This is a genomic window from Sphingomonas sp. (genome assembly GCF_035944535.1).
In the GTDB taxonomy this organism is placed as follows: domain Bacteria; phylum Pseudomonadota; class Alphaproteobacteria; order Sphingomonadales; family Sphingomonadaceae; genus Sphingomonas_B.
The window spans coordinates 183,595-209,024 of the sequence record NZ_DASZBC010000002.1 but is presented as its reverse complement, the minus strand read 5'-3'; the positions used below and the strand labels follow the sequence as shown (position 1 = coordinate 209,024).

Genomic DNA, 25,430 nt, shown 5'->3' with positions numbered 1-25,430 from the left:
GATCCTCCCCTGCAAGGGGAGGGGGACCAGCCGAAGGCTGGTAAAGGGGGGTCAGCGTTGGAGTTCCATCCTGACACCGTGACACCCCTCCGTCGCCCTGCGCGCCCCACCTCCCCTTTCAGAGGAGGATCGTCCGCCCATCTCTCCCTCGCGCTTCTCCTCACCGTCGCGCTGACGGCGCTGTGGACCGCGCTCGCCTGGGCCGATCTCGCCGCACTTCGCCTGCCGGAGCCGGACGACATGGTCCGGCTCGCGCAGATCAGGGACTGGCTGGACGGGCAGGCGTTTGGCGATCTGGTCCAGGCGCGGCTCGGCCCGCCGGGCGGAACGCCGCTCCACTGGTCGCGGCTGCCGGACCTGGTGCCGGCCGGTGTGATCCTGCTGCTGTCGCCGTTCATGGGCGCGACGCGGGCGGAGATCGCCGCGGTGATCTTCTGGCCCGAACTCCTCTTCTTCCTGCACCTGCTGCTGATCGGCGGTATCACGCGGGCGATCGGCGGCGGCCGGAGCATTGCGCCGGCGCTGGCCATCGCCGCGCTGGCTTTCCCCACCATCGCCCTTTTCGCGCCCGGGCGCATCGACCACCACGCGCTGCAGATCGTGCTTGTCGAAACGATGCTGCTGGGCCTGGTGTCGTCGCGGCTGCTGATGGCGGGTGCCGCGGCCGGAACCAGCCTCGCGGTGGGCGCCGAGGCAGCGCCGGTGATCGTCACCGCCATGCTGTGGCTTGCTGCCGAGTGGGTCCGCACGAAGCGGCCTGTGGCAGGGTTCGGCACCGGCCTGCTGACGGCGAGCCTCGCCGCCTTTGCGCTGCTGCGCCCGCAAGGATGGACGGCAGAGCTGTGCGACGGCTTCACGCCGCCGATGTTCGCGCTGATGCTGATGGCTGCGGGCTCTTGGCTGGTGCTGGGTGGGCTGGCGCCGCGCCTGCCCCATGCACGATGGCGTAGCTGCGCAGCGCTACTGCTGGGCGCCCTCGTGCTGGCCGCCGGCTGGCTGGCGGCGCCGGCTTGTTTCGGCAGTCCCTATGGTCCGCCCGACCCGCTGCTCGCCCGCGCATGGCCCGAGCAGGTTGGGGAATATGGCAGCGTCTTGCAGCAGAGCCCGGGCGTGGCAGTCGCGTGGCTGGGCTTGCCGCTTGCGGGACTTGCTGCCGGTCTCTGGCTGAGCTGGCGGGAGCGCCGCGCACCGGTGCTGCTGCTGGCGGCGATCCTCGCTGTCGCCGTGGCGCTGAGCTTGGTGCAGCTGCGTTCGCTCTGGTTTGCGGCGGCTTTGGCCGCTCCGCTGCTGGCAATGGCAATCGGTCGTATCCGTGTGCGGATGTGGCAAGCAGTCGCGGCGATCGCCTCTGTCGGTCTGGTCTGGCAGTCACTCGGACAGTTTGTGTCGCCGCCGACCGCCATCGTGAAAGGCTGCACCGACCGCCGCACGCTGGCAGCGCTCGACCGGCTCGACACCGGCACGTTTGCGGCGCCGATGGACCTGTCCGGCTATATCGTCGGTGCGACTCAGCACCGGAGCCTTGGCGGACCCTATCACCGTAACCGCAACGGCAATCGGGCGCTGGCCGAGATGCTGCTGTCGAGCCCGGAGGCCGCCCGATACCAGGGGACGCTCTGGACCGTGGACTATGTCGCGCTCTGCCCCAGAAGCGATGGCGGACTGCCACGGGCGCTGCTCCGGCCGAGCGGCCTTGCCGCGCATCTTTTGAACGGGGCCGCACCCGATTGGCTCGATCCGGTGCCGCTGGTCGGCAGCGACCTGCTCGTCTGGCGGGTCCAGCCGGTTGCCGGTCCCGGACTGCGGCCGTAGGAAGCCACATGGCGGGGGATTGGCTCGACAGGCGCTGGGTATGGCTCGTGCTGGCGCTGGCGGCGGCGGTCCCGCTCGCCTGGCCGCAAGTGCCGCCGCTTGTCGACGTGCTCGGTCATATGGGCCGCTACCACATCCAGACGCAGATCGACCGCGTGCCCTCGCTCGCGGAGGCGTTCAGCTTCCAATGGAAGTTGCTCGGCAATCTCGGCGTCGATCTGCTGATCGTCCCCTTGTCGGCACTGTTCGGGGTCGAGTTCGGAACCAAGCTGATCGCACTGGCGATACCGCCACTAACGGCGATCGGCATGCTGCGGACGGCGCGCGAAGTGCATGGCCGGGTGCCGCCGACCGTCTTGTTCGCGCTGCCCTTGGCCTATGCCTATCCGTTCCAGTTCGGCTTCATCAACTTTTCCCTATCGGTGGCCTTTGCCTGGAACGCGCTGGCGCTGTGGATCAGGCTCGGGCGGTTTGATCGGCTGAAGCTGCGCACAGCCCTCTTTCTGCCGCTCGCCTGCCTTTTGTGGCTGACCCATATGGTGGGCTGGGGGCTGTTCGGGCTCGCGGCATTCGGTAGCGAACTGGTGCGGCGCCTGCGGGCAGGCGAACCGGTCGTGCGCACCGGGTTTATGGCGGGCGTGACCTGTCTGGCGCTCGCGCTGCCGCTCATTCCGATGATCCTGTTGCGCACCGACTCGCCCGAGACGGTGAGCTTCGACTGGTTCAACTGGAACGCGAAAATCTTCTGGATCACCTCGCTGTTGCGCGATCGCTGGGAGCTGTGGGACGTGCTCAGCGCCTGGGCATTGTTCCTCATCGTCGCCATCGCCGCGGTGAAGCGCCGGTTCGATCCGCTGCTCGGCGTACCCGTCCTGCTCTGCCTGGCGGCGTTCGTGCTGATGCCGCGGGTCGCGGTCGGCTCGGCCTATGCCGATATGCGATTGCTTCCCTTCACAATGGGTCTGGCGCTGCTCGCGATCCGCTCGGAGGCGAAGTGGATCGCGGCCGCCGGGCTGCTCTTCGTCGGCACGCGGCTGGCCGCGACGACCGCCAGCTTCCTGCTCTTCGACCAGAGCTATCGCAGCGAGCTTCAGGCGTTGGAGCAACTGCCGCGCGGCGCGTCGGCGCTGTCGCTGGTGGTGCGGCCCTGCGGCAATAGCTGGACCACGCCGCGGCTCGATCACCTGCCTGCGCTCGCCATCGTGCGGCGCGACGCCTTCACCAACGACCAGTGGACGGTCGACAGCGCCCAGGGGCTGGAGGTGATCAAGCCCGGCGTCGGCCGCTATGGCAACGACCCCTCGCAACTCGTCTATCCGAAGCAGTGCCGGGGCGAAGGATCGGACCTCGACACCGCCGTTGCCGAGTTCAACCGCGCCACTTTCGACCATGTCTGGGTGCTCGGCGGACGCGTCAATGCGACCGATCTACGCCCCATCTGGTCGAACGGGCATTCGACGCTCTATCGTGTGGTCCGATGACCCGGCTCGCTCTCTCCATTGTCGTGCCCTGCTTCAATGAGGAAGCGTGCCTGCCCGAGCTGCACCGGCGCCTGTCGGAGGCGGCGCACGAGACGGTCGGCGCCGCCCACGAGATCGTGCTGGTCAATGACGGGTCGCGCGACGCCAGCTGGCAAGTGATGCAGGCGCTCTCGGCCAGCGACCCGCACCTTGTCGCCGTCAACCTGTCGCGCAATCACGGCCATCAGCTGGCGCTCACCGCGGGGCTCGACCTGGCGGTTGGCGAGCGCATTCTGATCATCGATGCCGACCTTCAGGACCCGCCCGAGCTGCTGCCGGCGATGATGCGCGAAATGGACTTGGCCGGCGCCGACGTCGTCTATGGGGTGCGCCGTTCGCGGGAAGGCGAGACGGCGTTCAAGCGCGGCACCGCGAAGCTCTTCTACCGCCTTCTTTCCCGCGCGACCGATACCGAAATCCCGGTCGACACCGGTGATTTTCGCCTGATCAGCCGGCGGGCATTGGACGTGTTCCTGGCGATGCCCGAGCAGGCCCGCTTCATCCGCGGCATGGTGGCCTGGCTCGGCTTTCGGCAAGTGCCGCTTCCCTATGACCGCGACGAGCGCTTTGCCGGCACGACCAACTACCCGTTCCGCAAGATGCTGCGCTTTGCGCTCGACGCGCTGACCAGCTTCTCCTCCACGCCTTTGAAGCTTGCCAGCCATGCGGGGCTGCTGCTCTCGCTCGGCTCGTTGCTGCTGATCGTCTATATCCTTGCCGGTTGGCTGTCGGGCCGGGCGGTCGAGGGCTGGACCTCGCTCATGCTGGTGGTGGTCGCGCTCGGCGCCGTGCAGATGTTCTTCCTGGGCGTGCTCGGCGAGTATCTCGGCCGGCTTTACAGCCAGTCGAAGCAGCGGCCGCTCTACATTGTGTCGGACATCAGGGGCGCGCGCGCCGAGCGGCAGGCTCGGCTCGGGATCGACGCTTCAGCCGAACGTCCAGTGCCGATGCATCAGGAAGGTCGCGAAGGGCGTGACCAGGACGTTGGGCACGATCGGCCACCAGGTCGGGCCGCCGAGCGCCTTTACGAGTAGCCAGACGAAGAAGCTGTTCAGCGCAAAGCCGAACAGGTTCACCGCGATGAAGCGCAGGCTCATGCCCGCATGGTCGTCCCGGGCGCCATGCCCTGCAAAACTGATCCAGCCATGCGCGAAATAGCCGATCGCGACGCCGATCACGAAGGCGACCGCGATAGAAACATTGGGATCGAGCCGGCCCCATTCCACGCCATAGTAATAGATCGCCTGACCAAGCGCCGTGATCAGTGCGCCTATAATGGCATAGCGGATCAACTGGAGGGTGGCGGGCGAGTTCAGTCTCTTGAACAGCATTTCAGAATCCGGTTCGGCCTGAGCTTGTCGAAGGCCTCCCTTGTTCTTGATGCCGTGTAGAAGGGGAGGGCTTCGACAAGCTCAGCCTGAACCGGATTGTGGGGTTCACCGCAACCTGGCCTCGACCGCCGCCTTTGCCATGGCGATCGGCTTGACCAAGGCGGCCGGGATCAGCCGGACGACCGCGCGGCGGGTGCGCCAGCGCAGGTCGCCGGAGACCTCGACCGAGGCGCTCTCCGGAACGCGGGTCGCTCGGATGTCGTCCGACAGGCGCTCCGCGCCCGCTTCGTTCGCGTAGATCAGGCTGTTGAACCGGTACCAGGGCATCACTTCCGCATCGGCAGCGATGCGGGGGCGCAGCCAGTCATAGGGCTGGTAGCCGCGCACGGCGAACTTGGCGCGCCAATAGCCGAGCGGCTGTTCGTTGACGTGATGTTCTCCGCCCTGGTGCGGCACGGCGGCGGAGAAGAGGATCACGTCGCCGTGGCGAGTGAGGGAGTCCACGAAAGCGTCGGCTTTGTCCGCCGGCAGATGCTCGGCGACTTCCAACGACTGGATCAGGTCGAAGCGGCGGCCGAGGTCGAGCGGTTGCGACAGGTCGTGCGGCTGGAAGCGGTCGGAGGGGATCGCCAGCCGGTCGCGGGCGACATAATCGCCATCGACCGCGAGCACGTCCGGCACGCCCGCCGCCATCCATTCCGCCGCCCAGGCGCCATGCCCGGCGCCGACGTCGAGCAGGCTGCCGATCCGCATTTCGCCAAGCAGTAGCCGCGCGACGGTGCGTGCCGAGGCGCGCGAGCCGGCATCGATATAGTCGTAGAAACCGCCCGAATAGACGTGGTCAGCCATTGGTCTTTGCCCTTCGCGTGCGATCCCCTAATGAACCGCCTGACTTACTGAAAGAACAATGTCGGCCGATCCCACTTCCCTGCTCGACCGCCGCTGGCGCATGCTTGTCGTCCTGCTGTGGCTGGGGGCGTGCGCCTGGTTGATCTGGTCGCGCTGGGGCGGCATCCACTGGTTCGCACTCGGCGACACCGACGACAATATGCGCATTGCGCAGGTGCGCGCCTTGCTGAACGGCCAGGGCTGGTACGATCTTCGCCAATATAAGCTGAACCCGCCGGTCGGCTTCGACATTCACTGGTCGCGGCTGGTCGACCTGCCGATTGCCGGCTTGATCCTGTTCTTCAGGCCGCTGGTTGGGGGCCCGCTGGCCGAGCAGATCGCCGTGACGATCGCGCCGCTGCTGCCCTTGCTCGTGACGCTGTTCAGCGCGGCGCTGACCGCGCGGCGGCTGATCCACCCGCGCGCGGCCCTGCTTGCCGCGGGGCTGGTGCTGTGCTGCCAGGTCGCGCTCGACATGTTCCGGCCGCTCCGGATCGACCATCATGGCTGGCAGCTTGCCATGCTGATGGTGACCATCGCCGGGCTGGCCGACGCCAAGCGTATCCGCGGCGGCATCACCGTCGGCATAGCCAGCGCGCTGTCACTGGTGATCGGGCTGGAGCTGTTGCCCTATATCGCGGTGGCCGGCGCTTCGATCGGCCTGCGCTGGATCGGGCACCGTGAGGCGAGCCCGCGTCTCTTCTCCTACGCCGCCGCCTTCGGCCTCTCGGCCGCGCTCGGCTTCGCCCTGTTCGCCAGCTATGCGAATCGCCAGCCTGTTTGCGACGCCTTGTCGCCGGTATGGCTGTCGACGGTGCTGGTCGGCTGCGGCGCCCTTTTGGCGCTGACCCTGGCCGATCCAGGCCGCTGGCAGGCGAGGTTCGGACTGGCGCTGGTCGCCGCCGCTGGCGTTGCTGCCTTCTACTGGTTCAGCTGGCCGCACTGCCGCGGGCGGCTGGAGGGGGTGAGCCCCGAACTCTACAAGCTGTGGCTGTCGAACGTTCGCGAGGCGCGGCCGATCTATGCGCAGAACGCGCAGACGATCGTCGCGACATTGTCGGTGCCGGTGATCGGCCTTCTGGGCGCCGCCTGGGGCATCTGGCGGGCGCGGGGCACGGAGACGGTTTATAGCTGGTCGTCGATCCTGGTCATGTCGCTCTTCTCCGTCGGCATGCTGTTCTGGCAGGTGCGGGCGGGTGCCGCGGCGCAGCTGATCGGCATCACGGGCGCGGCGTTCCTCGGCTGGCATCTGGTCGGCCGGTTCGCCGCGTCGAAGCACATGCTGGTGCGGGTGTTCGGCGTCGTGGGCGCCTTTCTGCTCGTGTCCGGCATCGCGGGTTATGTGAGCTTTCCCTTCTTGCCCAAGGAGCAGCGGAACGAGGCCTATTGGAAGAAAGTGACGGCCGCCAATCGACGGTGCCCGACCCTGCCGGCGCTGCACCCGATCGCCAAGATGCCGCCGACGACCATCTTCACCTTTGCCGATCTCGGGCCCCGGATCATCTCGGTCACGCATCACAAGGCGGTGGCGGGCCCTTATCACCGCAACAGCCAAGCGATCCTGGACGTGCATCACGCCTTCGATGGTCCGCCGGAGCAGGCGCGTGCGATCGCCAAGCGGCATGGCGCGACCCTGTTGTTGGTCTGCCCGCACTTCGCCGAGTCGACCGTTTATCGGGCGCGAAGCCCGCAAGGCTTCTATGCCCGGCTGGAGCGAGGCGAGCGTTTCCCCTGGATGGAGCCGGTGCCGCTGCCCAAGAGCTCGCCCTATTGGCTGTGGCGGATCAAGTAAGCGCCGCGCGGATGCCGTCGATCACGAACTGGACGGCCAATGCGGCGAGGATCACGCCGAGAATGCGGGTGATCATCGCCTCCAGCCGATAGCCGAGCAGCTTCATCAGCGGCCCGGCGAGCAGCAAAGCGAGCAGGGTGAGGATCAGCACCAAAGCAAGTGCGCCCAGCACCGTCAGGTCCTGCTCCAGCCCTTCCGCGCGCGACGTGAGCAGCATTGCCGAGGCGATTGAGCCCGGGCCGGCGATCATCGGAATGCCCATCGGGAAGATGGAAATGTCGTCGTGGGCGGGTTGCGCCTTGACGTCCTCGGCCCGCTCCTCGCGGCGCGCCTGACGCTTTTCGAACACCATTTCGAGCGCGATCAGGAACAGCATGATGCCGCCGGCGATGCGGAACGCGTCGAGGCTGATGCCAAGTGCGCGGAGGAATGCTTCGCCGACCAGTGCGAAGATGAGCAGGATCGCGCCGGCCACAGCGACGGAGCGCAGCGCCATCGCACGGCGCTGCTGGGGCGCAGCGCCGCTGGTCAGGCTCGCGAAAATGGGCGCGCAGCCGGGGGGGTCGATGACCACGAACAGCGTGGCGAAGGCGGAGACGAACAGTTCTAGCACGCGCCAACCCCAAAGCCGTTCGTATCGAGCGAAGTCGAGATACGCTTCTCGACTTCGCTCGAAGCGAACGGAGGACTAGAGGCCTGCAGGAACATCCAAACCGTCCCGTCGGCAGGCGCCGACCAGCGTGTTCCGGAGGAGCACGGCTATGGTCATCGGGCCAACGCCCTTCGGCACCGGCGTGATGGCGCCCGCCAAAGGCAGAGCGCTCTCGAAATCCACGTCGCCGACCAGGCGCGTCTTCCCCTCGCCGGCATCGACGCGGTTGATGCCGACATCGATGACGGTCGCGCCCGGCTTCAGCCAGTCGCCCTTGACCATCCGCGGTCGGCCTACGGCGGCGACGACGATGTCGGCGCGGCGCACGACATCGGCCAAGTCGCGGGTGCGGCTATGGGCAATGGTGACGGTGCAGCTTTCGCGGAGCAGTAACTGCGCCATCGGCTTGCCGACAATGTTGGAGCGGCCGATCACCACCGCGTCCAGGCCGGACAGATCGCCGAGACGATCCTTGAGCAGCATGAGGCAGCCGAGCGGTGTGCAGGGCACGAAGCTGTCGAGCCCGCTCGCCAGCCGGCCGGCATTGACCGGGTGAAAGCCGTCGACGTCCTTGGCCGGGTCGATCGCCTCGATCACGGCCTGCTCGTCGATCTGCTTGGGCAAAGGCAGCTGGACGAGAATGCCGTCGACGGTGGCATCGGCGTTCAGCTGGCGGACGAGCGCGAGCAGGTCGTCCTGCGACGTGTCGGCGGGCAGCTTGTGCTCAAAGCTGAGCATGCCGGCTTCGACCGTGGCCTTGCCCTTGGAGCGGACATAGACCTGGCTCGCCGGGTCTTCGCCGACTAGCACGACGGCGAGCCCCGGCGCGCGGCCGGCGCGGTCGCGAAAGGCGGTCACGCCCTCCGCCACGCGTCCACGCAGGCCTGCCGCGAATGCAGCGCCGTCGATGATCGCTCCCTGGCTCACGCCACGCAGACGCTCATGAAAAGGCGCGGCATCAAGACCTGTTGAATGATCGAGAGCAGCAGCAACACGACCAGCGGCGACAGGTCCAGCGCGCCCAGATCGGGCATGATCCGGCGGATCGGCCGGTAGAGCGGCGCCGTCATCCGGTCGAGCGCGTAAAGGACCGTCCGGACGAAGTCGCTGTGCACGTTGATCACGTTGAAGGCGACCAGCCAGGAAAGGATCGCCTGGATGATGATGATCCACCACAAGGCATTCAGCAGAATCTGGAGGATTTGGGCGAGCGCGCACATCAGGTTAGGGTCCCCGCGAAAGTCGTTACGGCCGATTAGCCATATAGGGCGGCAAAGTCAGGCCCGCACCAGTGTGCCAACACCGGCCTTGGTGAAGATTTCCAAGAGCACCGCATGCGGTACGCGGCCGTCGAGGATGACGGCGGCGTCAACGCCGTCCTCTACGGCGCGCAGGCAGGTTTCGAGCTTGGGGATCATGCCGCCGCTGATCGTGCCGTCCTCGCGCAGCCGCTGGATGTCGGCGGGGACGAGGTCGGTCAGCAGCTGCCCCTGCTTGTCCAGTACGCCCGCGACGTCGGTCAGCAGGAACAGGCGGGCAGCGCCCAATGCGCCCGCGATCGCACCCGCCATGGTGTCGGCGTTGATATTGTAGGTCTCACACTCCGGCCCGACGCCGATCGGCGCGATCACCGGGATCATGCCGGCGATTTCGAGATGGTCGATCAGCGTGCGGTCGACCGCGACCGGCTCGCCGACGAAACCGAGGTCGACCAAAGTCTCTTCGTCCCGCTCAGGATCATAAACATAATGTTCGAGCTTGGCGGCGCGGAGCATGTTGCCGTCCTTGCCCGAAATGCCGACCGCCTTGCCGCCGGCCTGGCCGATCAGCGCGACCAGTTCCTTGTTGATCGCGCCCGACAGGACCATTTCAGCGACATCGGCGGTCTGTTCGTCAGTGACGCGGAGGCCGTCGACGAACTCCGACTTCACGCCCAATTTCTTCAGCATCGACCCGATCTGCGGGCCGCCGCCATGGACCACCACCGGATTGATGCCGACCGCCTTCAGCAGCACGATATCTTCGGCGAAGCTGGCCGCGACCGATGGGTCGCCCATCGCATGGCCGCCATATTTCACGACGAAGGTCTGGCCGGCATAACGCTGCATATAGGGCAGCGCCTCGATCAGGATTTCGGCGCGGGAGATCAGGTTGGCGGGATCAGTCACGGCGCGGACCCTCATGCACGATCAAGCCGGCGCCCGATGGCGACAAGCAGGTAGATGACGGGCGGCACCAGCAGCGCCGACAACACGACCTTGGCGAGCATCTGGCCCAGCAGCAGCTGGCCGATGGGGAAGACGCCGTAGAAGGCGATCATCACGAACAGCAACGTGTCGACGATCTGGCTGAGCACCGAGGCGACGCCCGCGCGCAGCCAGAGCAGCTGGCTGCCTTCCTTGCCCTTCAGCGCCGAGAAGATGGTGACATTCAGCGTCTGCGACACGCCATAAGCGATGATGCCGCCCAGCCAGATCCGGGGCGTGCCGCCCATGATCATCTGGAAAGCGTCGCGACGTGCCGGGTCCATTTCCTCGGACGCCGGGATAGCCAGCACCACGATCGACAGCAGCAGCGACGCGATCAGGGGCACGAAGCCGATCTGCACCAGCCGGTTGGCGATGTGCCGCCCATGGAGTTCGGCCACCGCGCTCGACGTGACGACCAGCAGCAAAAAGGCGAAAATGCCCGCCTCTACCGCGAGCGGCCCCAGTGCGACCTGCTTGTTGCCGAGCACGCCCGCGATGCAGACCATGCCGCCGTAGAAGATCGAAAGAGCGAAAAGCGACGGCGAGAGCGCCGGGCGGGGATCGTTCATGAGCGGCTGGTAGTGGGTTTGTTCCCTCGGGGAAAGAGAGTCGCTCGTCCTGAGCGGAGGCCGCAGGCCGTAGTCGAAGGGCGCGGGTGCAGCGCCCCTCGACTTCGCTCGGGACGAGCGGATTTGCTGCAAACTGCTATTTCTCCACGCCCTTCACCTTCCCCCATTGGCGCGCCGCCGTGTAGCCGAGGTAGCCCGTGCCGAAGAGGGCGTAGAGCGGCTCGGGCAGGGCGTTCAGGTAAGCCGTCATGCCGCGGGCCAAGGCTTCGGCGGTGTGCGGCGACAGGGCGCTGAGCAGGCCCATCGGGATCGACCAGAGCAGCAGCACGTACATGACGTAGAGGAAGCTCGGCCGGGCGCGGCTGGTCCATGGGTCGGGCGATTGCGCCTCGGCGACGATCGCCGAGAGCTGCGCCTTCACGGTCTCCAATTCCTGGCTGCCCTGCAGGCGCAGAAGTTCGAGCTTGGCGGCGTCGCGCGCCTTGGGGTCAGGGATGAGCTTGTCGATCAGGCCGGCAATGGGGCCAATCAGGGTTTCGAGGAGGGGCATCAATAGTCTCCCAAAGTCACGAAAGTCACACCACGTGCGGGTTTGGTGCGAGAAATCAGCCGATACGATTGGCGAGCCAGCCGTAGAGAAAGGCCTCGTTGGCGGGACGAGTCTCTGCGAGGCGGAGATAGCGTTCGCCCTGCAGCGCTTCCAAAGCCTTGAGGAGCACGGTCTCGCCCGCCGAACCGCGCGCGCGGACGAAGCCGGTAAGCGCCGCCAGCGTGGCAGGACCGATCAATCCATCGACGGCAATGTCGGCATAGTCGCGGGCGCCACGGTTGAGTGCGTTCAGCGCACGCTGGAGGAAGGCAGTGGCGACCTTCGGGCCCATATTGACGCCGGTATCGAACAGCTCGGCGGCGATGCGCGGCGCGTGTTGCGCCACGGCGTCATAACGCGGCTGGTGCCAGTAGAGACGGCGATAGATGGTGGCTGCGGTGGCGCGGGGCAGGCGGCGCATGTCGCCGGTCCAGCCATTGGTGCGCGCAACGGCTTGGGTGATGCCGAAGTTGGTGGGGCCGCCCCGATCGGCGGGATGGTTCACATAGCCGCCTTCACGGTCCAGCAATTCGTCGATCAACGTGTCGATAGTCATGGTCAGTCTCCCGGTTGCGAGTCGAGAGACTAACCAAATCGGTTACATGTAGGACAGTGAATTCGCACTTTCGTCATTGCGAGCGTAGCGAAGCAATCCAGTTGCGAGCGTGGAACTCCTGGATTGCTTCGTCGCTACGCTCCTCGCAATGACGGGGTGGTGTCACGCGATTTCGCGGCCGATCAGCATGGCGCCGATCTTGCGCGAGCTGCCGTCGTGGAAGCCGACTTCGGCCTCGAATTGGCGCGGGTTGGCGAAGGTGCCGAACATCATGTCGTAGAGCGGTAGGTCGCCATAGTTGTTGGCATGGTGGCCGCGCTTGTGGTGCAGCGAATGACTTTCCGGCCGCTGCACGAGATAGCCGAGCCAGCGCGGCGTGCGCACGTTCATGTGCTGGAACATCGAACAGAAGGTCGCGAGCACGTTGACGATCAGCGCCGCTTCACCGCTCAGGCCGAAGCCCAGCACCAGCGCCACGCTGGTGAAGAAAGCAAAGCCCAGAGTGTCCAGCGGATGGAAGTAAAAGGCGCCCCACACGTCGAGCCGCTCCGCGCTGTGATGCATCTGGTGGAACCAGCGCCACAGGAGAGGCGTGTTGTGCATCGTCCGGTGCCAGGCATAGATGAAAAACTCGAGCACCAGGAAGCCGCCCGCGACCTGCACCCAGAAGGGCAGCTGCGATGCATCGACGAGCTGATACTGACCGAGCCAGGCATCCCAGCCAAGCGGCGCCAGCGTCGCGACGACGAAATAGAGCAGGGTAAAGGCGAGGCCTTGTAGCCGCCAGCCGCGGACCTCAGGCCAGGACTGGGCGCGCCCGCCCAGCTCCAGCAGCACGAAGCCGCCGAACAAGGCCAGTGCGATCCAGTGATACAATCCGAACACGTCTAAAATCCCCTCGGCGCTGTTGCGATCAGGGGGCGGAACTAGTCGCGGGCGCCGTCTTCTTCCTAGCAGGAACGCGGTCGCTTTTCATCCGCCGTGGAGAAAAGCCCGTAGCTGTGATAGCTTAGCGTGGATTTCGGGGGCGGATGAACGACGATGGTCCAGCGGGTAATCGAGAAAACCAAACCGGGAGTACAGTTGGCGCCCGAACTTCGTACCAAGGGTGAACGGACGCGCGAACGCATCCTCGACGTCGCGCAGGACGCGATCATTCATAAGGGCTTCGCCGCGACGTCGATCGAGGAGCTTGTCGAGGCGGCGGGGATCACCAAGAGCGGCTTTTTCTACCATTTCCGCGACAAGAATGACCTGGCGCGCCAGCTGTTCGAACGATTCATGGACGAGGACAATGCGATCCTCGACACGCTGACGACGCGGGCGCGGACCCTTTCCGAGGATCCGCTGCAGAGCCTGCTGATCTTCCTGAACCTCTATGCCGAGACGATGGACGAGATGCCCGACCTGCACCCGGGCTGCCTGGTCGCGGCGATCACCTATCAGGAGCAGATGTTCGATCGCGAAGTGCGGCAGATGAACCGCGAATCGGTGCTGGGCCTGCGCGCGCGCTTCCGAGAATGGCTGGACGAGATCGGCCGCAAGCATCCGCCTAAGATCGCGACGGACCTGGACGCGCTGGCGGACCAGCTGACGACCGTCGTCGAGGGATCGATCATCCTGTCGAGAGCGCTCGCCGACCCCGGGCTGATGGGCCGGCAGATGCGGCTGTTCCGCGATCATGTGAAACTGATCTTCGGCGCATGAAGCTGGCGCTGTTGCAGCGGGCTGCACCGCTGCTGGGACTGGTGGCGGCGGCCTGTTCGCCCTTGTCCGCCTTCAACTCGGTTATGCCGAAGGACGCCGGTGGAAAGCTGACGGCGGCGGGCCTGGCCTATGGCGAGGGGCCGCGGCGACGGCTCGATGTCTATGTACCCAGAAAAATAGGGGACAGTCCCCATTTTTTGCGGCCAGTGATCGTCTTCTTCTATGGCGGGTCCTGGAACTCGGGCGACCGGCGCGGCTATTCCTTCGTCGGCAGGGCGCTGGCGGCGCGCGGCTTCGTGACGGTCATTCCCGATTACCGGCTGGTGCCGGAGGTCACCTATCCGGGCTTTGTCGAGGACGGCGCGGCGGCGGTACGCTGGGTGCGGGCGCATGCAAAGGACTATGGCGGCGACGGCGAGCGGATCGTGCTCGCCGGTCACTCGGCGGGCGCCTACATCGCCGCTATGTTGGCCGTGGATACGCGCTGGCTGGGCGCCGATCGGAAGGCGGTGCGGGGGCTCGCCGGGCTGGCCGGGCCCTATGACTTCGTGCCGTTCACGGTGGGCGCGTCCCAGGCGGCGTTCGGCCGGTGGCCCGACGCCGCCGAGACCCAGCCGGTCACCCATGCCGATGCCACCGCCCCGCCCGCGCTGCTGCTGACCGGCGCGGGGGACACGACGGTCAAGCCGCGCAACAGCGAAGCGCTGGCGGCGAAGCTCCGGGCGGCGGGCGTTTCGGCCGAAGTAAAGCGCTACCCGGACGTGGCGCACATCGGCATATTGACCGCGATCGCCAAACCGTTCCGCGGCAAGGCGCCGGTCGTGGCGGACGTGGCAACGTTCGCGGAGCGAGTGACTCAATAGTGTTCCCCGGCGAAGGCCGGGGCCCAGGTCCGCGCACTCGGCTGGGCCCCGGCCTTTGCCGGGGAACAGCTCCTAGCGCTCCACATCCTCCTTCAGCCGGGTCAGCAGTGCCGCGGCGCGTTCGGCGTGGGGGCCGATCCAGCGTTCGTGAATCTGCTGGATGGGCACGGCGTTCAGGTGGTTCCAGCGTTCGCGCCCGCGCCGTTCGGGGATGATCAGCTCCGCCTCTTCCAGCACCTTGATGTGCTGCATCACCGTGCAGCGATCGAGCTCGGGGAAGTGCGCGCAGAGCATGCCGGTGGTGAGCGGCTGGTCGCGCAGATCGTCGAGAATCTGGCGGCGGATCGGCGCGGCCAGAGCCTTGAACACCCGGTCGTGGCGGTCGCTGATTGACATGTCATGAAAACATAACATATTAGTCGCCGCCTGCCAAAGAGGAAGAGACATGGAGCTCAAGTTCCGTATCGCCGGCCGCATCGCCAAGCCGGTCGAGCAGGTGTTCGAGGCGGTCGCCGATCCCGGCCAGCTGTCGTGTTACTTCACTACCGGCGGCGCCAAGGGACGGCTCGAGACCGGCGCCACGGTAACGTGGGACTTTCACGATTTTCCCGGCGCCTTTCCGGTGCAGGTGATCGAAGTGGTCCCGAACGAGCGCATCGTCCTGGAATGGCAGGCGCATGAAGGGGCGGGCGAGAGCGGGAGCGCGGCGGACTATAGGACGCGCGTCACGATGGCTTTTGCACCCCTCGATGACGGCCGCACGCTGGTGACGATTTCGGAGCAGGGCTGGCGCGAGAGCGAGCAGGGGCTCGCCGGCTCCTATGGCAATTGCGAAGGCTGGACGCAGATGCTGTGCGCGCTGAAGGCCTGGCTCGAACACGGCATCAACCTGCGCCAGGGCTTCTACAAGTAACTCGTCATGCCGGATCAAGTCCGGGGTGACGAGGAAAAGCGGTTCGGCTCGATTTGCGAGCGGGTCGCGCCCACGTCCGGAAAGGCGCTGCCGGTCACCAAGGCTTCGACGATCTCCGCCATGGCCGGCGCGGTTTGCAGGCCATAGCCGCCCTGGCCTGCCAGCCAGAAAAATCCCTGCGCGTCCGGCGCAAAGCCGGCGACGGGCACGCGATCGGCGGCGAAGGTCCGCAGGCCCGCCCATTTGTGGGTGAAGCGTCCGACCTCCAACGTGGTGAACTCGGTCACCCGGTGGGCGGCGACGGCCATGTTATATTCGTCCGGTTGGGCGTCGCAGGGGTCGTCGCGATTCTCGTCGACCGGCGAGGCGATCAGCCGGCCCGCGTCGGGCATGAAATAGAGATGGTCGACCGCCGTTTTGACGAACGGCCAATCGCGCACGTCCGTAGCGGGCGGCGCGTCGAAGCCGATGATCGTGCGGCGCAGCGGCGTCAGGCCGAGCGGCCGCACGCCGGCCATGGTGGCGACGCGGTCAGCCCACGCGCCGGCGGCGTTCACCAGCACCGGCGCCTCGTAGCTGACGCCGGCCTCCGTTCGCACCTGCCAGCGGGGGCCGATGCTCGCGACCCGGGCACCGGTGACGATCTCTCCGCCCGCTGCCTTGATTCTGCGCACATAGCCCTGGAGCAGCGCGTTGGGCTCAAGGCGAAGGCCCTCGCGGTGGACGAAGGCGCTGACGACCGCATCCGGCGCCCAGCGCAGTGCCGGGCAGAAGCGAGCGGCGCTCGTCTCGTCCACCCGCTCGACCGCACCGCTCAAGGTGCGCGTGATCCGCTCCAGCTCGGCAAGCGCCGGCAGCATCGCTTCGTTGGCGATGAACATGGCCGGCATGATCCGGGCGAGCGCCCCGAAGCCGTCAGGCGGATCGAGGAAGAAGGCGCGGCTGTGCGCGGTCAGCGCTCGCACCGTCTCGCCGCCGATACCGAAATGCGAAAAGGTCGCGCTGCGTCCGGAGCTGTGGAAGCCGAGCGCGTCCTCCGCCTCCAGCAGCAACACGCGGCCATGCTTCGCAAGCGCGGCTCCGGCCGACAGCCCGGCCACGCCGCCGCCGATGATGAGGAAGTCTGCTGTTTTGGTCACCATCGCTCCGTCCGGCCTGAGCTTGTCGACGGCCTGCTTTTCTTGCTTGATGCTCTAGGAAGAAGAACTGGGCTTCGACAAGCTCAGCCCGAACGGAGTGGGGTTCATGCGTAAAGCCTTAGTGTCCATTCTAGCAGCCACACTCCTCGCCAGCGCGGCGCCGCTGCCGGCCCATGACGTCGTGATCCGGGGCGGCACCATCTATGACGGTTCGGGCGGCGCGCCGTTCGTGGGCGATGTGGCGATCAAGGGCGAGCGGGTCGTTGCGGTCGGGCGCGTGACCGGACGCGGCTCACGCGAAGTGGATGCCAATGGCCTCGCTGTCGCGCCGGGCTTCATCAACATGCTGAGCTGGGGAACGGAGTCGCTGATCGAGGACGGGCGCGGGCAGAGCGACATTCGCCAGGGGGTCACGCTCGAAGTGATGGGCGAGGGCCATTCGATGGGCCCGCTCAACCCAACGATGAAGGAGAAGGAGCTGCGCCGGCAGAGCGACGTCAAATATCCGATCAGCTGGACCAGCCTGGGCGAGTATCTGGCTTTTCTGGAGAGGAAGGGCGTGTCGCCCAATGTGGCGAGCTTCGTCGGCGCGACGACGGTGCGGGTGCATGAGCTGGGCGAAGGGGATGTCGATCCGACGCCGGAGCAACTAGACCGGATGCGGGCGCTGGTCCGGCGCGCGATGAACGAAGGCGCGATGGGCGTCGGATCGTCGCTGATCTATGCGCCGGCCAACTTTGCGGAGACGCCCGAGCTGGCGGCGCTCGCGACGGAGAGCGCCAAGTGCGGTGGCATGTATATCAGCCATATCCGCGACGAAGGGCCGCGGCTGCTGCAAGCGATCGACGAGCTGATCGCCATTGCCGAGCAGTCGAAGAGTCCGGCGGAAATCTATCACTTCAAGCAATCGGGCCGCGAGCATTGGCCGAAGATCGACGCGGCGATCGCGCGCGTGGAGGCGGCGCGCGCGCGCGGGCTGCGCATCACAGCCGACATGTACACTTACCCGGCAAGCTCGACCGGCTTCGACGCGGCGATGCCGCTGTGGATCCAGGCAGGCGGTATCGAATCTTGGGTCGAGCGGCTGAAGGACCCGGCGCAGCGGGCGCGGGCACTTGCGGAGATGCGCCGTTCGGATGACCACACTGCAAAATTGGTGGTGGAAGAGCCCGAAAAGGTGCTGCTGCTTGCCTTCAAGACCGAGCGGCTGAAGCCGCTCACCGGCAAAACGCTCGCCGAAGTGGCCCGCGCGAGGGGCAAGTCGCCAGAGGAGACAGCGGCCGACCTGATCGTCGAGGACGGCACCCGCATCCAGGTCGCCTACTTCGCAATGAGCGAGGAGAACGTGCGGCGGCACGTCGCCTTGCCCTGGATGAGCTTCGGCTCCGACGCGGAGGCGCAGGCGCCCGAAGGCGTGTTCTTGAAATCGAGCACGCACCCGCGCGCCTATGGCAATTTCGCGCGCGTGCTCGGCAAATATGTGCGCGACGAAAGGGTGCTGACGCTGCAGGAGGCGGTGCGGCGGATGACCGGATTTCCCGCCGCCAATCTGGGGCTGAAGGACCGCGGACTGCTGAAGGTCGGCTATCATGCCGACCTCGCGATCTTCGATCCGAAGACGATCGCCGACCGCGCCACCTTCGCCCGCCCACAGCAATATGCGACCGGCATGCGCCACGTCTTCGTGAACGGCGTCCAGGTGCTGAAAGACGGCGAGCACACCGGCGCAAAGCCCGGCCGCTTCGTCAAAGGACCGGGCACGGGACGCTGCCTGGGCTGATCCAGGCCAGGAACCGCCCTCATCGCTGTTCGTTTTGGCGCCCGGTTCTCAACAGACCGGGAGTATTGATTATGAACCTCAGGAACATGCTGTGGGGGGCCGCGCTTTCGGGCGCTTTGCTGGCCGCGACGGCGGCACCGGCAGCCGATCAGGACACGCGCGCCAAGGCCGCGATCGCGGAAGCTTCCGCCAAGGTCGAGGCGGCGCTGGCGGCGAAAGGTGGCACGGGCAGTGCCGCGCTGACTACCGAGGCGCAGGCGAGCTTGCGCGAAGCGCGCGAGCATATGGGCAAGGACAATGAAATGCAGGCTATTCAGGCCGCTCAGAAGGCGTCGCAGCTCGCCGACCGGGCGCTGGCCGAGGCGCGCACCACCGAGGCAGCGGCGGCCGAGACCCAGGCCAGCACGCAAGCGGCGGTGAGCGCTGCCCAGCAGGATGCGGCGGCGGCGAATGCTCGTGCCGAGGCGGCGCAGGCAGCGGCGTCGCAGGCAGCGGCCGATGCGGCAGCGGCCCGTGCCACGGCGGCGACCGCAGTGGCCCAGCCTGCGCAGACCACCGTCACCACCTCAACCGAAACTCAGGGCAGCAGCGTGACCTCGGGTTCCGGCACGGTGACCAAGGCCAAGCGCCCGGCCCGCCGCACCACCACGACGCGGCGCACGACGACGGCGGCCACGCCGAAGGTGAAGACCACGACGACGGTCACCACCGACCCGAAATAAGGCGATCAGTCCTGGCCGAGCGGAAAGCGCATCGCGCAACGCCGCTCGGCCGGCAGACCTTGGCGGGATTCTTTCGCTCTGATGCCGGCGAGCCGGGCATTGAGCGCTCTAGGCGGCACTTCCTTAAAGCCCAGCCGGGCATAGAAGGGCGCGTTCCAGGGCACGTCACGGAAGGTCGTCAGAGTCACCCCGGTCAGCGCGTCATTCTCCGCGCGCGTCAGGGCAGCCTGGATCAGCGCTCGGCCAATCCCGATGCCCTGTTTTTCAGGCAGCACAGAAAGTTCGACGATGTGAAGCTCCGGGCCGGCGCGCTCGGCGGCGAGGAAGCCGACGAGGCGATCTTTTTCCCCGGCAACCCAGCAATGGCCCTGCGCGATCAACAGGCGATACGCGGCTTCGGCCATCGGTTCGCCATCCGCGATCCACGCCAAATCGGGCAGCGCGCGGAAGAGCGCACCCGCCGCCCGTTCGATCGCCGGCAACGCTGCCGCGTCTTCCGCTTTTGCGATTCTGATGGAGAGAGACATGGGCCGCTCTAGCGTCGGCGCTTGCGCCAGTCGAGCGAGCGGCGATTGAGCTGATGCAGGTCTTCGCTACCATCGGCACAAGCCTCTCCGAGCTGCACGGCGCGGGCAAGGAGCGCCGAATCGGCATGGGCGTAGGCGGGGCGCTTGGGCAGGAAATCATACCAGACGCCGCCGCATGCATTGTCGAGCAGGATGCGCTGGAAGCAATGATCCTGGTCGACCGGCCAGCAGCGTTGCCGGGCCAGCGCGGGCAGTCGCGTGCGCGTCAGTTCCAGCCAGCGGGCCTCGAGCGCGGCGCGGTCCATGCCGCTTCCTTGCCATTTGCCGGAAAGTCGCGAAAGCAGGCTGGATGTTGAAAGCGTTGCTGTCACCCCCGGGACGAATCCTGATCGCGCTGATCGCCGGGCTGCTGCTCGGCATCATGGCGGCCGGCTATGGCGATGAGGGCTGGACAGGGTTGGCGCTGACGGTTGGTGAGACGGTCGGCGGGCTGTGGCTCGATGCGCTGCGCATGACGATCGTGCCGCTGCTGGTCTCGCTGCTAGTCACCGGCATCTCCGCCAATGCCGAGGCGGCGCGGGCCGGCGGCATCACCGCGCGCGCGGTTGCGATGTTCGCCATCTGCCTGGTGAGCTCGGCGACTTTGGCGGCGATCATGATCCCTTCGCTGCTCTCGGTCTTTCCACTCTCGCCGGAGAGCGCCGCCGCCTTGCGCACGGCGCTCGGCCAGGCGCCGCCCACGCCGACGGATACGCCCGGCATCGCCCAGTTCCTCCGCTCGATCGTGCCGACCAATCCGGTCGCGGCGGCCGCAAGCGATGCGATCCTGCCGCTGATCCTGTTCACGGCCGTGTTCGGCTTTGCCGCGACACGACTGCCCGAAGAGCCGCGCCGGCTGCTGACCGGCTTCTTCGCGGCAGTCGTCGAGACGATGCTGATCATCATCAACTGGGTGCTGTGGCTGGCACCGATCGGTGTGTTCGCGCTGGCCTTCGTGGTCGGCGGCAGAGCGGGCGTGGGCGCGTTCGGCGCGCTTATCCATTACATCCTGATCGTGTCGAGCGTCGGCGTGGTGATCTGGATCGCTGGCTTCGTGATCGGACCCGTGCTGGGAAGGCGGCCGTTCGGCACCTTCCTGAAGGCGGCGGCGCCGAGCCAGGCGGTCGCTATCTCCACCCAGTCTTCGCTCGCCAGCCTGCCGTCGATGCTGCGTGGAGCCGAGCGCATGGGCGTGCCGGTCAGCGCAGCCGGCGTGGTGCTGCCGCTCGCAGTCGCGATCTTTCGGGCGACGGGACCGGCGATGAACCTCGCGGTGGCGCTGTACGTCGCCCATTGGGCGGGGATGGAGCTGACGCCGACCCAATATGCGGCGGGAATCTTCACCGCTTCGATTACCACCCTGGGCGCGGTCAGCCTGCCGGGGCAGGTGAGCTTCGTCACCTCGATCGCGCCGATCTGCGCCGCGATGGGCGTGCCGATCGAACTGCTCGGCATATTGATCGCGGTCGAGACCATCCCGGACATTTTCCGCACGCTTGGCAATGTCAGCATGGACCTAGCGGTGACTTCAACAGTCACGCGGGGGCTGGACGAGACCGAAGCCGATGCGGCGCTGGAGCGGTTTGTCGAGGAGCACTGAACGTCATCCCGAACTTGTTTCGGGATAGGGGTTGGGCCAGCATGGACCCAGAGTTCTTGCGGCGAATATCCGTCGCTCAGGAGCTTATCCCGAACCGAGTTCGGGATGACGGGGAGAGTTGATGGCGACGCAGGTGCTGGACGAAGCCGTCGACCGCGATCGGGGGCTGAAGCGCGAGATCGGCACGATCGCCTTTGCCGCGACCATCGTGAACGGCGTCATCGGCGGAGGCATCTTCGCGGCGCCGGCCGCCTTGTCGGGATCGGTGGGCGTGTGGGCGCCGCTGGCGCTGCTCGCCTGCGGGATCGCGATGGGCGCGATCGTGCTGTGCTGCGCCGAGGCCGGCAGCCGGGTGCCGTCGAGCGGCGGCATCTATGCCTATGTGGAAGCGGCATTCGGGCGCGGCTGGGGCTTCGTTACGGGCATGGTGCTGTGGGTCAGTTGCGTGCTGGCGGCAGCCGGAGTCGCGGCCGCCTTCGCCGATGCGATCGTGGCGCTCTACCCGGTCGGCCCGCCCGGCGTACAACGTGTGCTGCTGTTGGTGGGCGTGATGGCGCTGATTGCCGGTGTGAACCTGCGCGGCGCAAAGCTGGGCGCGCGCTTTGCCGCCATCTCATCGGTGATCAAGCTGGCGCCGCTGCTGCTGTTCATCGGCGTGGGCCTGTTCTTCATCGACTTCGACAATCTGCGGCCGACGACGGAGCTGGACCCGGGCTCACTCGGCCGGGCGATGATTCTGTCGATCTTCGCCTTTTCGGGCATCGAAACGGTGCTCGGCGCGAGCGGTGAAGTGGCGCGGCCGGAACGGACCGTGCCGCGCGCGCTGGTGCTAGCGATGAGCATTGTGCTGGTGCTTTACGTCGCGATCCAGATCGTCGCGCAGGGACTGCTCGGCTCGGCGCTGTCGGGCTCAGCCGAGCCGCTGGCGCAAGCGATCGGCGTCGCTTCGCCCGCCCTGGTGCCGGTGATCGCGATCGGAGCGGCGCTGTCGCGAGGCGGCTGGCTGTTCAGCGATGTGATCGGCGCGCCGCGCCTGCTCTTCGCCTTTTCGCGCGACCGGCTGCTGCCGGAGTTTCTCGGCCGCGTGAACGGCGCGCAGGTGCCAGCGAGGGCGATCCTGGTGCATGTCGTGCTGGCGCTGATCCTGGCGCTCGTCGGATCGTTCGGATCCCTGGTGCTGCTGTCCGGCCTGTTTACCGTGCCCATCTATCTCGGCGCGTGCCTGGCCGCGCTGAAGCTCCGCCGGATGGACGTGCGGCTGACCGGCAGTCCTTATGTCGTGCCGGGGCTGGCGCTCGCGGCCGGCATCGGCGTTGCCAGCATGGTCGCGCTGATCGCTCTTGCCCAGTGGATTGAGGTCGTCGGTCTGGCCGCTGCAACGGCGCTCAGCGCGCTCATCTACTGGTTGCGAAAGGGCCGCTCGTCCCGAGCGTAGTCGAGGGGCCTCTGCTCGACTCTACGACTCACGCCCCTCGACTTCGCTCGGGACGAGCGAGCATGTGAAACAACGATTACACTTGTCGTTGGTCGATGGGCGAACGCCGTTCATCGGCCTTTCTCGCGGTTTGCAGATGCGCGGCCCAGGCCCGTCGAAGCTGAAATGCATCGCCGCAAGACCCGATCTAACCAGAGAGTGCGCGGCGGGACGGAAATGCTCCCCGGCCCCTTCCGGACCGCCGCCAAACCAGGCTCCGCCCCCTTCGGAGCCGCCCGACAAGAGCATTCGAAGGAAGGATCACGCCATGTTTACTCGTTTCGTTTCCAAGGCCCTGTTGGCTTCGGCCGCCGCCGGTTTCGCCACTTTCGCCCTGACGCCGGCCCATGCCGAGTTGGGCGCGCCGCGCTCGATCGCGGTGTCCTATGCCGATCTCGACCTCAAGACCGACACCGGCAAGGATCGGCTGAAGCGGCGCGTCGCCTATGCCGCCGAGACGGTGTGCGGCGCGGTGGACGAGTTCTCCTACTTCAACAAGAAGTCGGTCGGTGCCTGCCAGGACCGCGCCATCGCCAACGCCAGCCGCGGCATGGTCGAAGTCTTCGCCAACGCCGAAGGCACGATCCGCGTCGCCGCCAACTAAGTTTCAAAAGAGGTCACTCGGGTCCGGTTGCTTCCCCTCATCTCCGGACCCCTTCCAGGGAGCCCCGGCCTGTCCACCAGGTCGGGGCTTTCTGGCGTTTATCGCCCGGCCATGGCCTTGGCGTGATCGAGATAGGTGCGGCCGATGCGGACTTCGCCGCCCTCGCCCAAGTCGGCGGACCAGACGCCGCCGCCGTCATGCTTCAGGCCACGTATCCGGTCGCGGCGCACGATGGTCGAGCGGTGGAGGCGAATGAACTTGTTCGGGTCGAGCCGCTCCTCGAGCGCGCTGATCGTCTGGTGGAGCAGATAGCTGCGACCGCCCACATGGAGCCGCATATAGTCGCGTTCCGCGTCGATCCGCTCGATATCGTCGGCGGCGATGCGGATCAGCTCGGAGCGGTGCGGTACCCAGAACTCCTGGACGTAATTGGCGGTGGGCGTGCCCGCTTCGGCGGTGCCGCGCCGTTCGAGCACCCGCTCGATGCCGCGCTTCAGCCGGTCCGGAGAGACGGGCTTCAGAAGGTAGTCGACCGCGGCGACGTTGAACGCCTCGACCGCGAAGCTGTCGAAGGCGGTCACGAAGATCACCGCCGGCCGGTGCTTGGCTGAGCCGAGCGCCCGCGCGACGCCCATGCCGTCCAGTTCCGGCATTGAGATGTCGAGCAGCAGCGCCTCGGGCTCCAGCGCCTCGGTCATGCGCAAGGCGGCGAGGCCATCGGAGGCGGTGCCGACCAGGTCAATCAGCGGCTCGCGGGCGCACAGCACCTGCAGGCGCTCGATCGCGAGCGGCTCATCATCGACGATCAGGGTACGGACAGGCTTGTTTTCACTCATCAACCGCGGGTTTCGAGCGAAGTCGCGAATCGGTCAAGTGCCGAAGGTCAGCAGCCGTTCCTGACCTCGGGCATGGCCACGGTGACCTGATAGCCGCCTTCCTTTGGCGCATGTGTCACCACGCCCGCGCGGCTGCCGAAGCGGGCCTGGAGCCGGTCGCGGACATTGGCGAGGCCGACACCGGTGCCGTGATCGTCGGCGCTGGCGGGGCCCTTGCCGTCATCTGCGACGGTCAGCACCAGCTTGCCGCGTTCGCTTCGCGCGGTGATCGAGATGGTGACCGGCCGGTTCACGCCAGACACGCCATATTTGATCGCGTTCTCGACCAGCGGCTGGAGGATGAGGCCCGGCACGCAGAGCGTCATCAGCTCCTCCGGCACGTCGATCTCGGTCTTCAGCCGCTCCGGGAAGCGCACCGCCTCGATATCGAGGTAAAGGCGCTGCAGCCGCACTTCCTCGGCAAGCGGCACATCGTCCATCGGGTCTCCGGACAGGCTGGTCCGGTAGAAGGTCGACAGGTTCATGATCATCGACTCGGCCTCGTTGTTGCGGCCGGTCATCACCAGCGACGAGAGCGAGTTCAGCGTGTTGAACAGGAAGTGCGGATTGACCTGGTAGCGCAGAGCGCGGATTTCCGCTTCCTTCGCGGCCTGGGCGAAGCCGGCGACGCGCCGCTCCGCCTCGCGCGTCTCGGCTGCATAGGAGATGGCGAGGTAAAGCGCCGACCAGGCGGAGAGGAAGAAATAGCGCGACACCGCGACGTCGGCGACATTCTTCCACATCTTGGTGTGGGTCGACATCTCGCGGATCATCGCCTGATCGGTGTGGATGTCCTCCGGCCGATACAGGTTGAACATATAGTAATTGGTCAGCGCGATCGCGATCGCCGCCGGTATCGCGGCCACGAAGGCTACCGCGATGCGAGTGCCGAACGGCCGGTCGTCGGCACGGCGCAAGATGAAATAGAGCAGGAACGTGATGCCGATCCCCGCGGCGGTAACCACGAGGCGACGCTGCGCCATTTCGACCTGGTCCGGCCATCCCGTGATCAGCGACTGGGTGGTCGCGATCAGCACATAGAACAGCCAGAAGCCGAGAATTGAATAGATCGCGACCTCGAGGCCGACGCGGGTGTTGCGCCGGCGGTCGCTGGTATCTTCTGCCATTACGCCCAGTCTAACGCTCCAGACGCTGGAGCGCGACTTGGCGTCGCGCCCCCGGTCGAACCGGAGGGCGGGTTCATCGAAGGGCAGCAGGAAACCCCCGTC

The 25,430-nt window shown here is 66.7% G+C and carries 28 protein-coding genes; 12 read left to right on the top strand and 16 right to left on the bottom strand.

Translation table 11 applies throughout. The annotated features are described in order from the left end of the window. Positions 1 to 57: 57 nt before the first annotated feature. The 3 genes from VGT77_RS01595 to VGT77_RS01585 are packed head-to-tail and all read left to right on the top strand — an operon-like array spanning position 58 to position 4,366. Complete coding sequence (locus tag VGT77_RS01595; RefSeq protein WP_327458892.1) at positions 58 to 1,812, top strand: hypothetical protein; 1,755 nt, start codon at positions 58 to 60, stop codon at positions 1,810 to 1,812. An 8-nt stretch (positions 1,813 to 1,820) separates the two neighbouring features. After that, entirely contained in the window at positions 1,821 to 3,293 is a 1,473-nt protein-coding gene (locus tag VGT77_RS01590; RefSeq protein WP_327458890.1) for a hypothetical protein, read from the top strand. Further along, entirely contained in the window at positions 3,290 to 4,366 is a 1,077-nt protein-coding gene (locus tag VGT77_RS01585; RefSeq protein ID WP_327458888.1) for a glycosyltransferase family 2 protein, read from the top strand. The genes VGT77_RS01590 and VGT77_RS01585 overlap by 4 nt, the downstream gene beginning before the upstream one ends. Here VGT77_RS01585 and VGT77_RS01580 read toward each other — a convergent pair. Continuing rightward, positions 4,259 to 4,663: a GtrA family protein gene (locus VGT77_RS01580; RefSeq protein WP_327458886.1), complete on the bottom strand. Its 405-nt coding sequence runs from the start codon at positions 4,661 to 4,663 to the stop codon at positions 4,259 to 4,261. The genes VGT77_RS01585 and VGT77_RS01580 overlap by 108 nt on opposite strands. A gap of 105 nt (positions 4,664 to 4,768) precedes the next feature. Further along, entirely contained in the window at positions 4,769 to 5,512 is a 744-nt protein-coding gene (locus tag VGT77_RS01575) for a methyltransferase domain-containing protein (RefSeq protein WP_327458884.1), read from the bottom strand. Between the two features lie 58 nt (positions 5,513 to 5,570). Between VGT77_RS01575 and VGT77_RS01570 the strand changes: the two genes are divergently transcribed. Continuing rightward, on the top strand, positions 5,571 to 7,343 hold the full coding sequence (locus VGT77_RS01570; RefSeq protein ID WP_327458882.1) for an AcrB/AcrD/AcrF family protein: 1,773 nt from the start codon (positions 5,571 to 5,573) through the stop codon (positions 7,341 to 7,343). Here VGT77_RS01570 and VGT77_RS01565 read toward each other — a convergent pair. The 8 genes from VGT77_RS01565 to VGT77_RS01530 all read right to left on the bottom strand — a co-directional run bounded on the left by VGT77_RS01565 (position 7,336) and on the right by VGT77_RS01530 (position 12,843). Then, positions 7,336 to 7,956: a MarC family protein gene (locus tag VGT77_RS01565; protein ID WP_327458880.1), complete on the bottom strand. Its 621-nt coding sequence runs from the start codon at positions 7,954 to 7,956 to the stop codon at positions 7,336 to 7,338. The two genes, VGT77_RS01570 and VGT77_RS01565, sit on opposite strands and share 8 nt — an antisense overlap. Positions 7,957 to 8,031: 75 nt before the next feature. Next, positions 8,032 to 8,922: a bifunctional methylenetetrahydrofolate dehydrogenase/methenyltetrahydrofolate cyclohydrolase FolD gene (gene folD, locus VGT77_RS01560; protein WP_327458878.1), complete on the bottom strand. Its 891-nt coding sequence runs from the start codon at positions 8,920 to 8,922 to the stop codon at positions 8,032 to 8,034. Continuing rightward, positions 8,919 to 9,218 carry a YggT family protein gene (locus tag VGT77_RS01555; protein ID WP_327459014.1) on the bottom strand — a complete coding sequence of 100 codons (300 nt, stop codon included), beginning with the start codon at positions 9,216 to 9,218 and terminating at the stop codon, positions 8,919 to 8,921. The genes folD and VGT77_RS01555 overlap by 4 nt, the downstream gene beginning before the upstream one ends. A 54-nt stretch (positions 9,219 to 9,272) precedes the next feature. Continuing rightward, complete coding sequence (gene argB, locus VGT77_RS01550) at positions 9,273 to 10,178, bottom strand: acetylglutamate kinase (protein ID WP_327458877.1); 906 nt, start codon at positions 10,176 to 10,178, stop codon at positions 9,273 to 9,275. Next, positions 10,175 to 10,813 carry a queuosine precursor transporter gene (locus VGT77_RS01545; protein ID WP_327458875.1) on the bottom strand — a complete coding sequence of 213 codons (639 nt, stop codon included), beginning with the start codon at positions 10,811 to 10,813 and terminating at the stop codon, positions 10,175 to 10,177. Before VGT77_RS01545 ends, argB begins: the two co-directional genes overlap by 4 nt. A gap of 136 nt (positions 10,814 to 10,949) precedes the next feature. Then, complete coding sequence (locus tag VGT77_RS01540) at positions 10,950 to 11,363, bottom strand: holin family protein (protein WP_327458873.1); 414 nt, start codon at positions 11,361 to 11,363, stop codon at positions 10,950 to 10,952. Positions 11,364 to 11,418: 55 nt separating this feature from the next. Then, positions 11,419 to 11,958 carry a glycoside hydrolase family 108 protein gene (locus VGT77_RS01535; protein WP_327458871.1) on the bottom strand — a complete coding sequence of 180 codons (540 nt, stop codon included), beginning with the start codon at positions 11,956 to 11,958 and terminating at the stop codon, positions 11,419 to 11,421. 162 nt (positions 11,959 to 12,120) lie between these two features. Beyond that, a complete protein-coding gene (locus tag VGT77_RS01530; RefSeq protein WP_327458869.1) occupies positions 12,121 to 12,843 on the bottom strand; it encodes a sterol desaturase family protein in 723 nt (240 codons plus the stop codon). A 198-nt stretch (positions 12,844 to 13,041) separates the two neighbouring features. Here VGT77_RS01530 and VGT77_RS01525 point away from each other — a divergent pair, with 198 nt between their 5' ends. Both VGT77_RS01525 and VGT77_RS01520 read left to right on the top strand, forming a co-directional pair. Then, entirely contained in the window at positions 13,042 to 13,665 is a 624-nt protein-coding gene (locus tag VGT77_RS01525) for a TetR/AcrR family transcriptional regulator (protein ID WP_327458867.1), read from the top strand. Continuing rightward, positions 13,662 to 14,528 (top strand): alpha/beta hydrolase, encoded by an 867-nt coding sequence (locus VGT77_RS01520; protein WP_327458865.1) that lies wholly within the window; start codon positions 13,662 to 13,664, stop codon positions 14,526 to 14,528. The genes VGT77_RS01525 and VGT77_RS01520 overlap by 4 nt, the downstream gene beginning before the upstream one ends. A gap of 72 nt (positions 14,529 to 14,600) precedes the next feature. Here the strand turns inward: VGT77_RS01520 and VGT77_RS01515 are convergent, their stop codons facing one another. Next, positions 14,601 to 14,924, bottom strand: a complete 324-nt coding sequence (locus VGT77_RS01515) for an ArsR/SmtB family transcription factor (protein WP_327458864.1) — start codon at positions 14,922 to 14,924, stop codon at positions 14,601 to 14,603. Positions 14,925 to 14,973: 49 nt separating this feature from the next. On the opposite strand from VGT77_RS01515, the gene VGT77_RS01510 reads away from it, so the two are divergent. After that, a complete protein-coding gene (locus VGT77_RS01510; protein ID WP_327458862.1) occupies positions 14,974 to 15,441 on the top strand; it encodes an SRPBCC family protein in 468 nt (155 codons plus the stop codon). A gap of 14 nt (positions 15,442 to 15,455) precedes the next feature. Here VGT77_RS01510 and VGT77_RS01505 read toward each other — a convergent pair whose 3' ends face one another. After that, positions 15,456 to 16,580, bottom strand: coding sequence for an FAD-binding oxidoreductase (locus VGT77_RS01505; protein WP_327458860.1), 1,125 nt, complete (start codon positions 16,578 to 16,580; stop codon positions 15,456 to 15,458). Between the two features lie 106 nt (positions 16,581 to 16,686). Between VGT77_RS01505 and VGT77_RS01500 the strand changes: the two genes are divergently transcribed. After that, the gene (locus tag VGT77_RS01500) at positions 16,687 to 18,360 is read left to right on the top strand and encodes a D-aminoacylase (RefSeq protein ID WP_327458858.1); all 1,674 of its coding nucleotides are present in this window, start codon (positions 16,687 to 16,689) and stop codon (positions 18,358 to 18,360) included. A gap of 71 nt (positions 18,361 to 18,431) precedes the next feature. Further along, positions 18,432 to 19,082 carry a hypothetical protein gene (locus tag VGT77_RS01495; RefSeq protein WP_327458856.1) on the top strand — a complete coding sequence of 217 codons (651 nt, stop codon included), beginning with the start codon at positions 18,432 to 18,434 and terminating at the stop codon, positions 19,080 to 19,082. A gap of 5 nt (positions 19,083 to 19,087) precedes the next feature. Here the strand turns inward: VGT77_RS01495 and VGT77_RS01490 are convergent, their stop codons facing one another. Both VGT77_RS01490 and VGT77_RS01485 read right to left on the bottom strand, forming a co-directional pair. Beyond that, positions 19,088 to 19,609: a GNAT family N-acetyltransferase gene (locus tag VGT77_RS01490; RefSeq protein ID WP_327458854.1), complete on the bottom strand. Its 522-nt coding sequence runs from the start codon at positions 19,607 to 19,609 to the stop codon at positions 19,088 to 19,090. Between the two features lie 8 nt (positions 19,610 to 19,617). Continuing rightward, the gene (locus tag VGT77_RS01485) at positions 19,618 to 19,914 is read right to left on the bottom strand and encodes a GCN5-related N-acetyltransferase (RefSeq protein WP_327458852.1); all 297 of its coding nucleotides are present in this window, start codon (positions 19,912 to 19,914) and stop codon (positions 19,618 to 19,620) included. A 44-nt stretch (positions 19,915 to 19,958) separates the two neighbouring features. On the opposite strand from VGT77_RS01485, the gene VGT77_RS01480 reads away from it, so the two are divergent. The 3 genes from VGT77_RS01480 (at position 19,959) to VGT77_RS01470 (ending at position 23,326) form a co-directional block, all read left to right on the top strand. Then, a complete protein-coding gene (locus VGT77_RS01480) occupies positions 19,959 to 21,248 on the top strand; it encodes a dicarboxylate/amino acid:cation symporter (RefSeq protein WP_327458850.1) in 1,290 nt (429 codons plus the stop codon). A gap of 121 nt (positions 21,249 to 21,369) precedes the next feature. After that, on the top strand, positions 21,370 to 22,683 hold the full coding sequence (locus VGT77_RS01475; protein ID WP_327458848.1) for an APC family permease: 1,314 nt from the start codon (positions 21,370 to 21,372) through the stop codon (positions 22,681 to 22,683). Between the two features lie 307 nt (positions 22,684 to 22,990). Continuing rightward, positions 22,991 to 23,326, top strand: coding sequence for a UrcA family protein (locus tag VGT77_RS01470; RefSeq protein ID WP_327458846.1), 336 nt, complete (start codon positions 22,991 to 22,993; stop codon positions 23,324 to 23,326). A gap of 98 nt (positions 23,327 to 23,424) precedes the next feature. On the opposite strand, the gene VGT77_RS01465 is transcribed toward VGT77_RS01470, so the two are convergent. Beyond that, positions 23,425 to 24,162: a LytTR family DNA-binding domain-containing protein gene (locus VGT77_RS01465; RefSeq protein WP_327458844.1), complete on the bottom strand. Its 738-nt coding sequence runs from the start codon at positions 24,160 to 24,162 to the stop codon at positions 23,425 to 23,427. A 47-nt stretch (positions 24,163 to 24,209) separates the two neighbouring features. Further along, entirely contained in the window at positions 24,210 to 25,328 is a 1,119-nt protein-coding gene (locus VGT77_RS01460; RefSeq protein WP_327459012.1) for a sensor histidine kinase, read from the bottom strand. Positions 25,329 to 25,430 lie beyond the last annotated feature (102 nt).

Bases quoted from the DNA above. Each gene is read 5' to 3' on its own strand.
- VGT77_RS01590 (WP_327458890.1), top strand. From the start codon at position 1,821: ATGGCGGGGGATTGGCTCGACAGGCGCTGGGTATGGCTCGTGCTGGCG.
- VGT77_RS01585 (WP_327458888.1), top strand. From the start codon at position 3,290: ATGACCCGGCTCGCTCTCTCCATTGTCGTGCCCTGCTTCAATGAGGAA.
- VGT77_RS01580 (WP_327458886.1), bottom strand. From the start codon at position 4,663: ATGCTGTTCAAGAGACTGAACTCGCCCGCCACCCTCCAGTTGATCCGC.
- VGT77_RS01575 (WP_327458884.1), bottom strand. From the start codon at position 5,512: ATGGCTGACCACGTCTATTCGGGCGGTTTCTACGACTATATCGATGCC.
- VGT77_RS01570 (WP_327458882.1), top strand. From the start codon at position 5,571: ATGTCGGCCGATCCCACTTCCCTGCTCGACCGCCGCTGGCGCATGCTT.
- argB (WP_327458877.1), bottom strand. From the start codon at position 10,178: ATGAGGGTCCGCGCCGTGACTGATCCCGCCAACCTGATCTCCCGCGCC.
- VGT77_RS01545 (WP_327458875.1), bottom strand. From the start codon at position 10,813: ATGAACGATCCCCGCCCGGCGCTCTCGCCGTCGCTTTTCGCTCTTTCG.
- VGT77_RS01540 (WP_327458873.1), bottom strand. From the start codon at position 11,363: ATGCCCCTCCTCGAAACCCTGATTGGCCCCATTGCCGGCCTGATCGAC.
- VGT77_RS01535 (WP_327458871.1), bottom strand. From the start codon at position 11,958: ATGACTATCGACACGTTGATCGACGAATTGCTGGACCGTGAAGGCGGC.
- VGT77_RS01520 (WP_327458865.1), top strand. From the start codon at position 13,662: ATGAAGCTGGCGCTGTTGCAGCGGGCTGCACCGCTGCTGGGACTGGTG.
- VGT77_RS01515 (WP_327458864.1), bottom strand. From the start codon at position 14,924: ATGTCAATCAGCGACCGCCACGACCGGGTGTTCAAGGCTCTGGCCGCG.
- VGT77_RS01510 (WP_327458862.1), top strand. From the start codon at position 14,974: ATGGAGCTCAAGTTCCGTATCGCCGGCCGCATCGCCAAGCCGGTCGAG.
- VGT77_RS01500 (WP_327458858.1), top strand. From the start codon at position 16,687: ATGCGTAAAGCCTTAGTGTCCATTCTAGCAGCCACACTCCTCGCCAGC.
- VGT77_RS01495 (WP_327458856.1), top strand. From the start codon at position 18,432: ATGAACCTCAGGAACATGCTGTGGGGGGCCGCGCTTTCGGGCGCTTTG.
- VGT77_RS01490 (WP_327458854.1), bottom strand. From the start codon at position 19,609: ATGTCTCTCTCCATCAGAATCGCAAAAGCGGAAGACGCGGCAGCGTTG.
- VGT77_RS01485 (WP_327458852.1), bottom strand. From the start codon at position 19,914: ATGGACCGCGCCGCGCTCGAGGCCCGCTGGCTGGAACTGACGCGCACG.
- VGT77_RS01480 (WP_327458850.1), top strand. From the start codon at position 19,959: ATGTTGAAAGCGTTGCTGTCACCCCCGGGACGAATCCTGATCGCGCTG.
- VGT77_RS01475 (WP_327458848.1), top strand. From the start codon at position 21,370: ATGGCGACGCAGGTGCTGGACGAAGCCGTCGACCGCGATCGGGGGCTG.
- VGT77_RS01470 (WP_327458846.1), top strand. From the start codon at position 22,991: ATGTTTACTCGTTTCGTTTCCAAGGCCCTGTTGGCTTCGGCCGCCGCC.
- VGT77_RS01465 (WP_327458844.1), bottom strand. From the start codon at position 24,162: ATGAGTGAAAACAAGCCTGTCCGTACCCTGATCGTCGATGATGAGCCG.
- VGT77_RS01460 (WP_327459012.1), bottom strand. From the start codon at position 25,328: ATGGCAGAAGATACCAGCGACCGCCGGCGCAACACCCGCGTCGGCCTC.